Here is a 14,995-nt window from a genome sequence, read left to right as displayed (position 1 = left end):
GGCTCCGTCAGGCGGCGCGCGGATCGGCGCCGGCGGTGGTTGCAGGGAAGGGGGTGGGACGGCCGACGGCGTAGGCCGGCACGTCCAGGGCGATGATGACGGCGTGGATGTCGCCCTTGTGGCCCTGGCCGACATGGATGGGGGCCGTCTCCTCCACCACCGGCAGGCCGCACAGCCGCACGAAGCGGCCGAAAGCGGGTTCCACCACCGCGATCAGGCGCTTGGCGTCGCGCGCCATGCCGAAGGCGCCGATGGCCTGTACCAGCACCCTGCCCACATCACGGCGGTTGGCCACGTCGGGACAGATGACGAAGCGGCTGATTTCCCACACGCCGGGGGACCGGGGCGCGGGTCTATCCCCCAGCAGCATGGGAAAGTCGCGTTCCAGCAGATAGGGTTCGGTGGTGGGCAGGGCACGCCAATAGCCCACCATGCGGCCCCCCAGCAGGGCCGCGCAATGCCAAGCCTTCCGGTCGAATCCGTCGAACTCCAGCAGGTCGACCGAGGCCACGTCCCAGCCTAGGCCTTCACGAAAAACCCGGTGCCGCAACCGCCAGGCTTGGGCCAGCAGTTCCGGCGAGTCCGGGCCTGAGAAATTCACGACGCGCAACGATGACATGGTCCAACTCCGCCCGTTTTTCCGGGGTCAGTACGACATCGTTAGGGGCCTCGAAAAAGCTGGGCATATGCCGAGGTATTCCCCTCGCACCGGCCGTGTCGAGGCATCCACCCGCGATGAAGAGATGGCCATGCGAAAGATCGAGGAGATGTTGTCGGCCTTCACGTCCGCAGTAACCTTGGACGATTTGAAGGCCGCCTTGGACAGGCAGGTCGCCCATTTGGGCTTCGACGCCGCAAGCTACGTCGATGTGCGGCGCCTGCCGATTGCCGAGGAGCCCGTTCCGTTCTACCAGACGTCGTTACGGACGGATTTTCTAGAGACCTATTTGGCAGAGGATCTTCTGGGGTACGACCCGGTGGTGAACCGGGCGGCCACCACCAACGCGCCTTTCACCTGGGCCGATGTCCCGGAGTTCCGGCCGGCCCGGGGCGGCGGCCGGGGCGCGCGCAACCGGGCGCGGCAGGTCATGGATATCGCCCGCGACTTCGGTTACCGCCAGGGCTTCGTGCTGCCGCTGCATGCGGTGGATGGCCACGGCTTCCCCGCGTCCGCCTTGATCAGCCTGTTCTGGCGCCAGGAACCGGATCTCCTGGACCTGCCGGAACATCGTCCCGCCTGGCTGCGGCTGGCCGGATCCTTCTACCATGAGCGGGCGTTGAAATTGCGCCTCGACGTGGCCGCGCCGCCCTTGGCCCCGCCCTCGCTGACGGACCGGGAGAGGGAGTGCCTGGTGTGGGCCTGCCGGGGCAAGACGCGGGCGGAAACGGCTGACATCATGGGTGTTTCCGACCGCACCGTGGAATTCCACCTGACCAACACCATGCGCAAGCTCGGGGTGCACAGCAAATACCACGCCATCGCGGTGGCGGTGCAGCTGCGGCTGATCGCGCCGTAAGGCCGGGCGCCCGCGAAAACGCGTTTCGACTGATCCGGATCAAGTGATGCGGCCGGCGCATGGTTTATGGCTGGAGGCAGATCTTGATCCGGACGTCGCCCGATGCACGACCATCTGTCCCTGCTGCAATCCGCTCCCCTCAGCCTACCCGCGCTGATGGCCGCCGTGTTCATGGCCGGCCTGACCGGGGGCTTCGGCCATTGCGTGGGCATGTGCGGTCCCTTCGTGCTGGCCCAAGTGGGCGCGACGCAAGTGGGCGCGGCGGGGGAGGCGACCGGGCCGGCACTGGCGCGGGCCGGCGGCGCCCTGCTGCTGCCCTATCACCTGGGGCGCATGACCACCTACGCCGCCTTGGGCGCCGTGGCGGGCGGCCTGTCGGGCCTGGTGGTCCAGGCGACGGAGTATCGCTGGCTGCTGGCCTTGTTCCTGGGTATCGCGGCCCTGCTGTTCCTGCGCCAGGGCCTGGCGGGCCTGGGCCGGGTGGCGCCGCGCCTGCTGCGCCTGGTTCCCGCCGGGCGCTTCAGCCTGGGCACCGCCGGGGCGGCCCGCCTGACGGCCCTCCTGGCGCCCCCCCTGCGCCGGCTGTTCGCCGATCCACGGGGCCTGAACGGCTATTTCCTGGGTGTGCTGCTGGGCTTCATTCCCTGCGGCATGGTCTACGCCGCGCTGGCGGCGGCGGTCAGCAGCGGGTCCGCCGCTGGTGGCGCCCTGGTGCTGGCGGCCTTCGCCATCGGCACGGTGCCCAGCCTGATGACCGTGGCGGTGGCGGGGCGCGCCGTGGGGCGGCAATTCGCCGGCCTGGCCGCGTGGATCACCCCGCCGCTCATGCTGCTGAACGCCGTCGTGCTGTTCAGCCTGGCTTTCGGCGTGCTGGACCGGGCGCCCTTCTGATCACGCGGCGCACAACGCCCGCGCCCGCTCGATGGCGGCCAGCACGTCGCGACGCCGGGTCCAGGGCAGGAAGTGGCCGGCCCCCTCCAGCGTGCGCACCTCCACTACGGCCTGGGTCAGGTGGCGCTGAAGGTAGGCGACGTTGCCGTAGGGCGATTCCCGGTCGGCGGTGCCGTGCAGGATGACGACGGGACAGCGCACCTGGCCCAGGTCGCGCGCCAGGGCGCGCAGCTCCGGCACGATGGTCAGCAATTCCCGGTTGGCGTTGCGCAGGGGGCGGGGCAGCAGGCGGCGCCACGGCTCCCGGTCCGCCCAGGGCTGCAGCGGGTGCTGGTGTTCCAGGTCCGGATCGAAGGAGGTCGCGACCAGCACCAATGCCGCCACGCGGTGGGGCTGGTCCAGGGCCAGGCGGGCCACCACCGGCCCACCCATGGAATGGCCCACCAGGATGGCCGGCGGATTGGCCGGGTTCAGCGACAGCAGCGGCGTCAGGCGCCCGGCCTGCGCCTTCAAGCCGATCAGCGCCTGTTCCGGTTCGCTGCGGCCGAAGCCGGGCCGGTCGGGCGCCAGCAGCGACACCCCCGGGGGCCGTGCCCCAGGAACCAGCGCCAGCCGCCGGCGCTGCCGGGCGTGCCATGCACCATGATGATGGGCCGGGCGGCCTGTTCCACCGGATCGGGCCCCGCGGCCAGGACGCTCAGGCCGTGGGCGCCCACGGACAGCCGGTGGACGGTGTTCATTCGGATCCGCCGCCCGAGCCGCCGCCCTGGCGGTAGGGGCTTTCGGCCATCAGCGCCTCGATATCGGCGGCGACGCCTTCCCGTTCCCGTTCCACGAAGTCGGCCACGGCGCGGCGCAGGGCGGGGTCGACCATGTAGTGGGCGCTGTGGGTGGTGACGGGCAGATAGCCGCGCTGGACCTTGTGCTCCCCCTGCGCGCCGGCCTCAACCCGCTTCAATCCCCGCTCGATCGCGAACTCGATGGCGCGGTAATAGCAGGCCTCGAAATGCAGAAAGGGGTAGTCCCCGGCCGAGCCCCAGTTGCGGCCGTACAGGGTGTCATCGCCCATCAGGTTCAGGGCACCCCCCACCCAGGCGGGGCGGCCTTTCGCGTCCGGTCGGGCGGGATCGCGGGCCATCACCAGGACGACGCTGTCCGCCATCTCCGCCCCCAGCCGATGGAAGAAATCCTCCGTCAGGTAGGCCCAGCCCCACTTGCGGTCGCTGGTGGCGTTGTACAGGCGGAAGAAGGCGTCCCAGTGCTCCTCCCGCAGCTCGGCGCCGGTCAGGGTCAGCACCTCCACCCCGCTGTCGGCCACGGCCTGGCGCTCCTTGCGCACCGCCTTGCGCTTGCGGCTGCTGAAGGCGCCCAGGAAGTCGGTGAAGTCGCGGTAGCCCCGGTTCTCCCAATGGTACTGGATGCCGTGGCGGTCCAGCCAGCCGGCGCCTGTCAGTGCGGCCCGGTCCTCCGGGGTGGGGAAGGTGACGTGGACGGACGACAGCTTGTTGTCCACCGCCGCCGCGCGCAACGCCGCCACCATCAGGCGGCGCACGCCATCGGGATCGGGGCAGGCGGGATCGGCCATCAGGCGCGGCCCGGTCACGGGCGTGAAGGGGATGGAGACCTGAAGCTTGGGATAATACTCCCCGCCCGCGCGCTCATAGGCGTTGGCCCAGCCCTGGTCGAAGACGTATTCGCCATAGGAATGGGATTTCAGGTACATGGGCGCCGCCCCCACCAGGCGGCCCTGGGCGTCCCGCACCGTCAGGTGCTGGGGCAGCCAGCCGGCCTTGCGTCCGACGGAACCGCTGTCCTCCAGGATGCGCAGGAAGGTGTGGCGGGTGAAGGGATGGCCAGGATAGGCGTCACTGGCCGCGAGCCGGTCCCAGTCCGCCGCATCCAGCGCGCCGATGCGCGGCGCCACGGCCACCTTCAGACCCGCCGTCCAGTCGCTGCTTCCATCCGCCATCACGCTATCCCAATCCGTTCGGCACCCAGGCTAATAGTCGGGTGCCGAACGGCATTTAACAAGGGTGGGCGCCAAGCGAATGACAAGGCCGTCGGATGCTGGCGCCCGGCAACTGAGGGCAAAGAAATGACTTAGGCCACTTCGAGAATGGCTTCCACTTCCACGGCCACGCCCAGGGGCAGCGAGGCGGCGCTGACGGCGGAGCGGGCGTGGCGGCCGGCGTCGCCGAACACCTGCACGAAGGTTTCCGAGGCGCCGTTGATGACCTTGGGCTGGTCGGTGAAGTCGGGGGTGGAGTTGACGAAGCCCACCAGTTTCACCACGCGCACCACGCGGTCCAGGTCGCCATCCAGGGCGGCCTTGGCTTGGGCGATCAGGTTCAGCGCGCACAGGCGGGCGGCTTCCTGGCCCTGCTCGACGGTGAAGTTGTCGCCCAGCTTGCCGACGCAGCGCAGTTCACCATTCCAGAAGGTCACCTGACCGGACAGGAACAGGGTGTTGCCGGTGCGCACGGCCGGCACATAGGCCGCCACGGGGATGGCCGGGGTCGGCAATTCGATGGCGAGTTCTTTCAGACGGGCGTCGATACGGCCGGCCATGGTGTCCTCCATTGGGTTCGTTACGATTGAAACGGTTCTTGGGGCCGGACGATAGCGCCATCCGGCGCCGGCAGCCAGCCGCGGCGTGTGAAGCTATCGCGTAAAAGACGGGTGGTCAGCACCGCCATGGCCGCCCCGCCCAGCACGTCGGACGGATAGTGCGCGCCGACCCACAGCCGGGTGGTGGCCAGCGCCACGGCCAGCGCCAGCAGGCCCAGCCGCCCGCGCGGCCAGAGGACGCCGACCGACAGGGCCAGCGCCATCAGCGTGTCGGCGTGGCCCGAGGGGAAGGAATAGTAGCGGAAGCCCATGTGGAAGGGCTGGGGCCATATGGCGCCTTCGGTCAGGAACACCACCGGCCGGGGGCGGCCCACCACGGCCTTGACGGCGTCCACCGCCAGTCCGGACAGGGCGACCGCCAGGAAGACGAAGGCCGCCGCCGCCAGCCAGCGTCCCAGCCGCTCGCGCTGCGCCCCCTCCGCCTGGGCACGGGCGGTCACCAGGGCGATGGCCGCCAGGCCCAGCGGCACCAGGCTGTAGAGGCTGTCGCCCGCCCGCGTCAGATGGTGGCTGAGGGCCTTGGTCCAGGGCGGCAAATCCGCCGCCCACAGGGTGAAGGGCCGGTCGACCCATAGTACCAGGCCGGCCTCCAGCGCCAGGAAGCCCGCCCAGGTCATCAACGTCCTGCGGTTCACGGCTGCGGCGTCGCCGCAGCCGGCTGTTCCGCTGGCGGCTGGACCGGGGCGTTGACCGGCGCGCCGGCGCGGTACAGGGCCAGGTTGGCCCAGTTGCCGCGGGAATAGTTGAAGCCCCGGAAGTGCTTGATCAGCTCCGGCGACAGGCCGCGCGCGGCCAGCTGGGCGGCGAAGGCCGGCTCTTCCTTGTCGCGCACCAGGGCCAGGGCGCACCCGGGGTCGCCGGCCAAATGGTTGGCCACCATGTCGGGCTCACCCAGCTTGGTCTTGGTACCCACCAGGAACACCATGCTGGGCTCGGTATAGCCGGTGGCCGCCAGCACGGTGGTGGGGCACAGGCGGTGGTCGGCCACGGCCTGGGCGATGGCGGGGCTCAGCCACATGGCCTTCAGGCTGGGCATGACCAGGCCCAGGATGGTGATCATGCTGAGGGCGCCGCCGGCGGCGACGCCCAGGGCCAGCCGCTTCAGGCAGCCGATGCGCTCCAGCACCACGAAGGCGATGCCGGTGGCCAACGCCAGGCCGCCGGCGACGAAGCCGGCCGGCAGGTTGGTCCCCTCCAGCCGCAGGGGCGCGCCGGCGCCCAGCACGGCCAGGGCGCCGGTGATGGCCAGGTAGAGGACGATGACGGCCCAGCGGGCGATGCGGCCGGCCAGCGGGGGCCGGACACGTTCCTCCCGGGGAATGTTGCGGTTGGCGGCCTTCTCGGCCGCCGCCCTGGCGTCGATGCGTGACAGCAGCGCCGCCATGCCCAGAAAGGCCAGGGCGGGGAAGGTGGGAAGGACGTAGTGGGGCAGCTTGGTCGCCACCGCCTCGAAGATCAGCCAGGTGGGCACGATCCAGGCCAGGCAGAAGCGCACGGCGTCGTCATGGCGGCGGCGCCAGGCCCAGGCGGCGCCCAGGCCCACCAGCAGGCTGCTCGGCCAGAAGCTGAGCCAGAAGGTGATGAGGTAGTAGCCCGGCGGGCCGGCGTGCTTCTCCTGGCCGGAATTCACTTTTCCTAAGAACTCGTGCCCGATGGCGTCGGCGAAGAACTGCCCCTTGGTGGCGATGGCGATCAGGATGGCCCAGGGCAGGACCATGGCCAGCACGATGGCCAGGCCGGGCAGGGGGCGCAGGCCCTTCAGCCAGGACCAGTCGCGGTCGGCGAAGCCCAGGGTGATGATGCTGCCCAGCACGGGCAGCAGGATGACCGGCCCCTTGATCAGGATACCCACGCCCAGGGCGATCCAGAAGGTCAGCGTCAGGCCCCAGGTGGGGGGCATCGGCTTGCGCCGGTCCAGGTAGACGCGGCCCAGCGCGCCCATGGCGGCCACCACGGTGGCCAGCAGCACGGCGTCCGTCTTGGCCATGCGCGCCTCGACGCTCAGCAGCACGCAGACGGACATCAGCAGGGCGGCGCCGAAGCCGGCGGTGGCGCCGAACAGCAGCTGTCCCGCCCAGGCGGTCAGCAGCACGGCGGCGACGGCGCCGATCAGCGAGGGCAGGCGGTAGGCCCAGATGGGCGTGGTCTCGGGATCATGGTCGCCGGTGACGGCCTGCACTGCCGTGACCGTGGCGCTCTGCAGCCAGTGGATGCCCACCGGCTTCTTGTTCCGCGCCTCATCCTGGAAGCGGATGGAGACGAAGTCCCGCGTTTCCAGCATCTGCCGCGTCGCCTGGGCGAAACGGCTTTCATCCCGGTCGAAGGGCGGGATGGTGGTGAAGCCCGGCAGGAATGTCGCCAGCGCCAGCAGCGCCAGGATGACATAATGCACGGGCCGCAGGACGGCGGGGCGGAAGGTCTCGTTCATCGATCAGGCGTCCCGTCAGGTCGCGGCGGCGGCTTCGGCGCGCTTGTGCTTATGGATCAGGTGCAGGTTGCGGGCATAGACCACCAGGCCGGGCAGTTGTCCGGCGATAATGACCAGGTCGGGCTTCAGCAGGCCGTACAGCAGCACCAGGGCGCCGCCCGCCAGGCTGAAATACCAGAAGGTCACGGGCACCACACTGCGGCCGGCGCGCTCGCTGGAAATCCACTGCACGATGAAGCGCGACATGAACATGGCCTGGCCGAACAGGCCGAAGGCGGCGATCCAGCCGTTCTTGCCCAGCGCTTCCTGCCACCAGTGCACCAGGAATTGCGCGATGTGGTCCCACACCATGGCTCAGACCTCCCGCGCCGTGCCGGGCATGGTGTTCCGCCGCAGCATCCACAGCATGCCCAAGAGGTCGAAGAAGCCGACGAAGGCGCGGCCGATGTTGGTGTACTTGGACCGGCCGGCGTGGCGCTTGCGGTCGTTGATGGGCACGTTGGCCATCTTCCAGCCGCTGTAGGTGGCGACCGTGGGGATGAAGCGGTGCACGGCGTCGAACTGGGGCAGCTCCAGCATGGCGGCGCGGTGCACCAGCTTGAAGCCGCAGCCGGTGTCGGGGCAGCCATCGCGCAGCAGGGCGCGGCGGATGCCGTTGCCCAGGCGGGAGGTGATCTTCTTGGCCAGGGTGTCGTCGCGGCGGCGGCGGATGCCGCACACCACCTTCACCTCCGGATCGCGTTCCACCGCCGCCAGCATGGGGGCGATGTCGCGGGGATCGTTCTGCATGTCGCCGTCGACCATCATGATCCAGTCGGTCTTGGCGGCATGGCAGCCCGTGCGGATGGCGCGGCTCTTGCCCGCCCGCTGGCCGTGGCGCACGACGCGCACGAAGGGATACTTGGCCTTGGCCTGCTGCAGCTCATCCGGCGTGTCGTCCGTGCTGCCATCATCGACGAACAGGACCTCATAATCCCCGGGGTAGGGGGCGACGGCTTGCAGTTCTTCCAGCAGCGGCAGGATGTTCCCCTGCTCGTTCAGGACGGAGATCAGGATGGTGTAGCGCAAACCCATCACCTCGGGGCACGAAGGGTACAGAAATAGGCCGGGCCGCCGCCCGACAAAGGCGGCCCGGATCATTTGGGCCAGAAAGCTACAGATTGCCGCCAGCGTCAACAAGGGCGGCCGTGTCCTGGCGGCCGCACGGGGCAGGGGTGCCCTGCGGCCGGGCGCCTTGAACGGCGCCGTCCCGGGGATTTCGCGGCGAGGGGGCGGTCAGGCCACCGAGGCCAGGGGAGCGGCCAGGGCCAGGACGTCGGCCACGCTGACGCTGCGCACGCCGGCCGCCATCCAATCACGGCGGGCGGCGGTGAGCGAGCCGTGCAGGTCGATGGCCCGGCAGGCGTCTTCCACGATCAACGCTTCGAAACCCAGGCGGGCGGCGTCGGTGGCGGAGTAGGCCACGCAGTAATCCGTGGCCAGCCCGGCCAGGTAGACGCGGTGGATGCCGCGCTCGCGCAGGGCACCGGCCAAGCCGGTCGGCGTCACCCGGTCGTTCTCGAAGAAGGCGGAGTAGCTGTCGATGTGGGGTCGGAAGCCCTTGCGCACCACCAGCTGCGCCTTCTCCACCGCCGGCGCCAGGCCGGGGTGGAACGCCGCGCCGGCGGAGCCCTGGACGCAATGGTCGGGCCACAGCATTTGCGGGCCGTAGGGCATTTGCACCATGTCATAGGGCCGGTGCCCCGGATGGGCGCTGGCGAAGGAGCGATGGCCGGCCGGATGCCAATCCTGGGTCAGGATCACGGTATTGAAATGGGCCGCCAAGTCGTTGGCCGGCCCCACCACCGCGTCGCCGTCCTTAACCGCCAGGGCGCCCCCGGGGCAGAAGTCATTCTGAATATCGATCAGGATCAAGGCATCGGTGTCAGTGCGCATGAGGACGACCTAGCGTGAAAGGGGGCGATTTCCGCGAGGATGGCGAATCGCGGGATGAAATTCAGTGAACATCGCGCCCAAAGGCGCCGTGGCCTTCACATGCGGGGACCCATTCACTGGAACACATCGTACATGAAAAAACCCTCCCGAACCTCAGTTCGGGAGGGCTGATTCTTTTAGGATTATGGCACTAGGCCCTCTGTCCAGCAGGGGCTTACTTCAGGATACGGTTCCACCAGCCCTTCTTGGGCTGCTCCACCACCGGGTTCAGCTCCACCGAGGGATGGACCGCCGGGGCGGCATCCTCGGCGGGGGCGGCCTCAGTCGCAGGCTCCGCCACCGCAGTTTCCACCACGGCGGTCTCCACCACGGCGGGCTCGGGCGCCGCGATGGGGGCGACCATCTCGGCCGCCTCAGTCACGGGCACGTCGGTGACGGGCGCTTCCTCAGCGACCGGCGCGTCCGCCGGGGCGGCCTTCTTGCGGCTGCGGGTGGCGCGCTTGGGTTTGGCCGGGGCTTCCTCTGCGACCGGCTCGGCGGCGGGGGCCGCTTCGACCGGGGCGGCCTCGACCACCGGGGCCTCGGCGGCGGGAGCCGCTTCAGCCGCCGGGGCGGCCTTCTTACGGCTGCGGGGGGCGCGCTTGGGCTTGGCCGGGGCTTCCTCCGCGACCGGCTCGGCGGCGGGGGCCACCTCGACGGGGGCGGTCTCAGCCACGGGCACCTCAGTGCCCGGCGCGTCCACCGGCGTGGCGTCGGCGGTGGTGGTCTCGACCGGCTCGGTGGCGGGCACAGGCACGGCCTCGCCTTCGATCGCGGCGGTCACGCCCTCGGCGTCGACAGCGTCCTCACCCTCGGCACCAGCCTCATGATCCTCACCCTCGGCCGCGCCCTCGACACCGTGACGACCGCGCCGGCGACCGCCGCGCTTGCCGCGCCGGCGCTTCTTGCGCTCGCCGTTGGTGTCATCGCCCTCGGCCGCTTCCGCGGAGTCAGCGCCTTCGCCGTCGGCATCCTCGCCAACGGCCAGGTCGGCCTCCTCTTCAGCGGGCTGCTCACCCTCGGCCGCTTCCACGGCCTGCGGCGTGCCCTCATACCGCTCCTGACCACCGCCACGGCGGCGGCGGCGGCGGCGGCGACGGTCCTGGCCATTGGCTTCGCCGTTGGCGGCCTCGGCCGTGGTCTCCTCGACCTCGTCCTCGGCGACCTCGTCCTCGACCTCGTCCACATGCTCCAGCGCGCGGTCGGTCTCGGCGTAGATGCGCTCGGCGCTGACGGCGGCGGCAGGCTGGTCGTCGGCCGCCGTGCGGGCGCGGATGCGCTCCAGGCGGTGGTCCGGCGGCACCAGGCTGTCGTCGGTCGACAGGAAGACGCGTAGGCCATAGCGGCGCTCGATGGCCGTCAGGGCGTCGCGTTTCTGGTTCAGGATGTACAGCGTGACCGAGCTGGCGGCCGTCACCGTGATCTCGGTGGAGCGGCGGCGGATGCCCTCATCCTCGATGGCGCGCAGGACGGCCAGGGCGGCGCTTTCCAGCGAGCGCACCATGCCGGTGCCTTCGCAGTGCGGGCAGCGCTCGAAGTTGATTTCCTGCAGGCTGGGGCGCAGGCGCTGGCGCGACAGCTCCATCAGGCCGAAGGGCGAGATGCGGCCCAGCTGGATGCGCGCCCGGTCGGCCTTCATGGCCTCCTTCAGGCGCTTCTCGACGGCGGCGTTGTTGCGGCCGTCCTCCATGTCGATGAAGTCGATGACGATCAGGCCGGCCAGGTCGCGCAGGCGCAGCTGGCGGGCCACCTCCTCGGCGGCCTCCAGGTTCGTGCGCAGCGCCGTCTCCTCGATGTTCCGCTCCTTGGTGGCGCGGCCGGAGTTGACGTCGATGGCGACCAGGGCTTCCGTCTGGTTGATGACGATGTACCCGCCCGAGCGCAGCTGCACCACCGGGTTGAACATGGCATCGATCTGGTTTTCCACCTGGAAGCGGTGGAACAACGGAATGTCGTCCGTGTAGGGCTGGATCTTCTTGGCGTGGCTGGGCATCAGCATGCGCATGAAGTCCTTGGCGGTGCGATAGCCCGCCGCACCCTCCACATGCACCTCGTCGATGTCGCTGGCGTACAGGTCGCGGATGGACCGCTTGATGAGGTTCGCTTCCTCGTAGATCAGCGCCGGCGCCACCGCTTGCATGGTCTGCTCGCGGATGTTGTCCCACAGGCGCATCAGGTACTCGAGGTCGCGCTTGATCTCCTGCTTGGACCGTTCCATGCCCGCGGTGCGCAGGATGACGGCCATGCCCTTCGGAATGTCCAGCTCCTCCAGCAACTCCTTCAGGCGCTTGCGGTCCTGCGGGTTGGTGATCTTGCGGGAAATGCCGCCGCCTCGGGGGGTGTTGGGCATCAGCACGCAGTAGCGGCCGGGCAGGGACAGGTAGGTGGTGAGGGCGGCGCCCTTGGTGCCACGTTCTTCCTTGGTCACCTGCACCAGCAGGATCTGCCGGCGGCGGATGACTTCCTGGATCTTGTAGGAGCGCAGCGAGCGCGGACGGCGGCGTTCCTCGCCCTCCTCATCGGCGTGCGCGGCCTCGCCATGGCCGTTCTCCTGCGGGGCGCGATCCCCGCCGCGATCCCCGCCGCGGTCGTTGCGGCCGCGACGGCCCCGGCGACCGCGGTGACGGCGGCGGTCGCCACCCTGGCGGGCGTTCTCGCCTTCGGCGGCCTCACCCTCGGCGGCGTCGCCCTCTTCACCCTCGTCGCTTTCTTCAGCGTCGTCTTCGGCGAAGTCGGCACCCTCGGTGAACTCGGCGGTTTCGCCGTCGGCGTCGCCGGTGGCGGCGTGCTCCGGCGACAGTTCCTCGGTGATGTAGGGCTGTTCGATGGTCAGGGGCTGGGCCGGCGGCACGTAGGCCTCTTCCGGATGACCCTCCGGCACCACCAGGTCGGTGGCCACGGTCTCATGCGCGCCGACCTCGTCGGCCACCGCTTCATAAGCGGCGGCGGGGGCGGCCTCGCCTTCTTCATAGCTCACGGCGGAGGCGCCGGCTTCAAGCAGGGGCGGATGCTCCGCCGTCTGCAGGGCCTCCTCCTCCTCGTGCTCCATCGCCTCGCGCTCGCGCTCCAGCTCCTCCTGCTCGCGCAGCAGGGCTTCGCGGTCGGCGACCGGGATGCGGTAGTAGTCGGGATGGATTTCGGAGAAGGCGAGGAAGCCGTGGCGGTTGCCGCCGTATTCCACGAAGGCCGCCTGCAGCGACGGCTCCACCCGGATCACCTTGGCAAGATAGATATTGCCCTTCAGCTGCTTCCGGCTGGCGATTTCGAAATCAAGCTCATCGAGCTTGTTACCATTGACCACGACGACCCGGGTCTGCTCCGGATGCGTGGCGTCGACAAGCATACGCTTGGCCATTTTTTATCCTCATGGCACAGGGACGGCCTGCCCGCGCGACGAACGGGCTGACCGGTGTGCCACCGTTTAGTGCCGAAGCATCGGATCCCCATCGCCGCCGAGGGAAGAACACCCCGAAACGGCGCTTCCAGGAAGCGGCCAGCGGGGGGGCGGGCGACCAGGACCTGGCGCCGGCCCAGACTTGAAAAGGGGCCAACGCCGGCTTCGTGGTTTCACAGGACCGAGCATCCTTCCAGGCGTCACGCCCACGGATCGCATCACAGCGGACTTGGCTGGCTGCGGTACGAAACCCGGGGGCGACGCCCCGCCCCGGGAGGGGCGGGCCAGGATGCTGGTTGTCGCGATTTCAAGATAAACACGGGGTGGCCCATACTACAATGAAAGAATCGCAGCCTTCGGAAGTGGAAACCGGGCGCGTCACGACGCCGGGTTTCCGCGGGGCAGGCGGCCGGCCGGTATCGGGGGCGCAGTTGGCGCCAGTATCGGGGCAGTACCGGCCCCCCTTATCCGCCGTTTCTTAGACAAGATCTCATGATCATGCTTGAAGCGATTGATTTGAGGGCGGTATAAGGCCAGGTGCTGAGCCCGTCTCGTTCCGTTTCGGGGGGATTCTGTATTGTCCGCCTTTGGGCGTCGACACTCTTTGTTCTGGGGGCACCGGGGGACGCGGCGCGCGGCCCTGGCCGGGACCCTGGCGGTCACCCTAAGCCTGATGGGCACGGTTCTTCCCATACCCGTTTCCGCCGGCAGCCTGGGCACCATCGACATGGCGCAGGCGCAGGTGCTGCGCATGCCGTCAGCGCCCAAGCGCAGCGCCGTGCTGGCCGTGCGCCTGGGTCTGCAGGGTGACGAGACCCGCTTCGTCCTGGAAATGAGTGAGCGCACCGATTACCGCGTGGCGACCTCGGTCGGCCCGACGCAGGTGGTCATCGATCTGCCGGCGGTCAATTGGCAGGCGGCCCTGCCCGGCGCCGGCCGGGGTCTGGTCAAGGCCGTGCGCATGACCAGCAGCCTGACCGGCTCGGCCCAGGTGGTGCTGGAAACCGACGGCCCGGTGCGGGTGGCCAATGCCGATTTCCTGCCGGCGCGCGACGGCCACCCGCCGCGCCTGGTGCTGGATCTGGCCCATGCCGACCTGGGCAGCCTGATGGCCGCCGTCGCCGGCCCCGCCGCACCGCCGCCGCCCCGCGCGGAGGAGAAGGCCGTCGCCATGTTGCCGGAGGCGCCGCCGCCGGGCGTTCCGCCCGTGGGGGCCGCCGTGGTGCCCGCCGCCAACCGGGTGGGCGCGCTGCCCACCTTGCCGCCCGATCCGCCGCCCCCGCCCAAGGCGGCGCCGGTGGTGATGGTGCCGCCGGCGCCGGGGGCCAAGCCCACCTTGCGCGATCGCACGCCCCTGATCGTGCTGGACCCCGGCCACGGCGGCGACGATCCGGGTGCCACATCCGTCACCGGCGCCTATGAGAAGGACATCACGCTGGCCATGGCCCGGACGGTGGCCCGCGCGCTGGAGGCCACCGGCCGCTACCGCGTGGCCCTGACCCGGGACGGCGACGTCTTCATCCCCCTGCGTGAGCGCCCCGGCAAGGCGCGTGCGCTGGGAGCGGACCTGTTCATTTCCCTGCATGCCGACATCGTGGTGGGGCGGCCGGTGCGCGGCCTGTCGGTCTACACCCTGTCGGACAAGGCCACCGACCGTGAGGCCGACATGCTGGCCCAGCGCGAAAACCGCTCCGACGCCATCGTCGGCATGGACCTGGCGGACCAGAGCGCGCAGGTGGCCAGCATCCTGATCGACCTGGCGCAGCGCGACACCCGCAACCAATCCCGTCGCCTGGCCAACCTGGTGGTGGAGTCCGTGGGGCGCGACATCACGCTGCTGAACTCGCCCCTGCGCTCCGCCGGCTTCGCCGTGCTGACCGCGCCCGATGTGCCCGCCATCCTGGTGGAGATGGGGTACCTCTCCCATCCCACCGACGCGCGCCTGCTGGCCACGGACAGCCACCGCCGCCGCTTCGCCGCCGATCTGGTGCGCGCCATCGACGGCTATTTCGGGCCGCGCCGCACCTCCACCCGCAAATAAGCCACACTCGCGCGCGATAGGCTGTCGCCGGTAGTCGTGCGCCTGGGGCATGTGCGCCGCCGCCGCCCGGACGGCGACAGGGCGGGCGCTTCCTGCTAGGGTGCGGCCGTCTTTCGGTCTTA

General features: G+C 70.0%; 12 protein-coding genes and 1 pseudogene. 3 read left to right on the top strand and 10 right to left on the bottom strand.

From position 1 onward, the window contains the following. Positions 1–7: 7 nt before the first annotated feature. Positions 8–619 (bottom strand): acyl-homoserine-lactone synthase, encoded by a 612-nt coding sequence (locus UAJ10_RS26840; protein ID WP_322918416.1) that lies wholly within the window; start codon positions 617–619, stop codon positions 8–10. Between the two features lie 130 nt (positions 620–749). Here UAJ10_RS26840 and UAJ10_RS26835 point away from each other — a divergent pair, with 130 nt between their 5' ends. Together UAJ10_RS26835 and UAJ10_RS26830 are read left to right on the top strand one after the other, a co-directional pair. After that, on the top strand, positions 750–1,517 hold the full coding sequence (locus tag UAJ10_RS26835) for a helix-turn-helix transcriptional regulator (RefSeq protein ID WP_322918414.1): 768 nt from the start codon (positions 750–752) through the stop codon (positions 1,515–1,517). 102 nt (positions 1,518–1,619) lie between these two features. After that, a complete protein-coding gene (locus UAJ10_RS26830) occupies positions 1,620–2,408 on the top strand; it encodes a sulfite exporter TauE/SafE family protein (RefSeq protein WP_322918413.1) in 789 nt (262 codons plus the stop codon). Here UAJ10_RS26830 and UAJ10_RS26825 read toward each other — a convergent pair. From UAJ10_RS26825 to UAJ10_RS26785, 9 genes and pseudogenes are all read right to left on the bottom strand, one after another. After that, positions 2,409–3,044, bottom strand: a pseudogene (locus UAJ10_RS26825) (alpha/beta fold hydrolase); the annotation flags it as partial. It lies immediately after the preceding gene. A gap of 100 nt (positions 3,045–3,144) precedes the next feature. Further along, a complete protein-coding gene (locus UAJ10_RS26820; RefSeq protein WP_322918412.1) occupies positions 3,145–4,377 on the bottom strand; it encodes a GNAT family N-acetyltransferase in 1,233 nt (410 codons plus the stop codon). 131 nt (positions 4,378–4,508) lie between these two features. Then, the gene (locus tag UAJ10_RS26815) at positions 4,509–4,976 is read right to left on the bottom strand and encodes a RidA family protein (RefSeq protein WP_322918411.1); all 468 of its coding nucleotides are present in this window, start codon (positions 4,974–4,976) and stop codon (positions 4,509–4,511) included. A 20-nt stretch (positions 4,977–4,996) separates the two neighbouring features. Continuing rightward, positions 4,997–5,653, bottom strand: coding sequence for a phosphatase PAP2 family protein (locus UAJ10_RS26810; protein ID WP_322918410.1), 657 nt, complete (start codon positions 5,651–5,653; stop codon positions 4,997–4,999). 14 nt (positions 5,654–5,667) lie between these two features. Then, complete coding sequence (locus UAJ10_RS26805) at positions 5,668–7,464, bottom strand: ArnT family glycosyltransferase (RefSeq protein ID WP_322918408.1); 1,797 nt, start codon at positions 7,462–7,464, stop codon at positions 5,668–5,670. 15 nt (positions 7,465–7,479) lie between these two features. Beyond that, positions 7,480–7,815, bottom strand: coding sequence for a lipid-A-disaccharide synthase N-terminal domain-containing protein (locus tag UAJ10_RS26800; protein ID WP_322918406.1), 336 nt, complete (start codon positions 7,813–7,815; stop codon positions 7,480–7,482). Positions 7,816–7,818: 3 nt separating this feature from the next. After that, positions 7,819–8,538 carry a glycosyltransferase family 2 protein gene (locus UAJ10_RS26795; protein ID WP_322918404.1) on the bottom strand — a complete coding sequence of 240 codons (720 nt, stop codon included), beginning with the start codon at positions 8,536–8,538 and terminating at the stop codon, positions 7,819–7,821. A 201-nt stretch (positions 8,539–8,739) separates the two neighbouring features. Beyond that, complete coding sequence (gene pncA / locus UAJ10_RS26790; protein WP_322918402.1) at positions 8,740–9,399, bottom strand: bifunctional nicotinamidase/pyrazinamidase; 660 nt, start codon at positions 9,397–9,399, stop codon at positions 8,740–8,742. A 214-nt stretch (positions 9,400–9,613) separates the two neighbouring features. Further along, positions 9,614–12,793, bottom strand: a complete 3,180-nt coding sequence (locus UAJ10_RS26785; protein WP_322918400.1) for a ribonuclease E/G — start codon at positions 12,791–12,793, stop codon at positions 9,614–9,616. A gap of 712 nt (positions 12,794–13,505) precedes the next feature. Here UAJ10_RS26785 and UAJ10_RS26780 point away from each other — a divergent pair. Further along, positions 13,506–14,873, top strand: a complete 1,368-nt coding sequence (locus UAJ10_RS26780; protein WP_322918399.1) for an N-acetylmuramoyl-L-alanine amidase — start codon at positions 13,506–13,508, stop codon at positions 14,871–14,873. Positions 14,874–14,995 lie beyond the last annotated feature (122 nt).

The sequence above is a fragment of the Nitrospirillum guaranorum genome (genome assembly GCF_034653275.1).
GTDB lineage: Bacteria > Pseudomonadota > Alphaproteobacteria > Azospirillales > Azospirillaceae > Nitrospirillum.
This window is presented reverse-complemented; position numbering and strand designations above follow the sequence as displayed.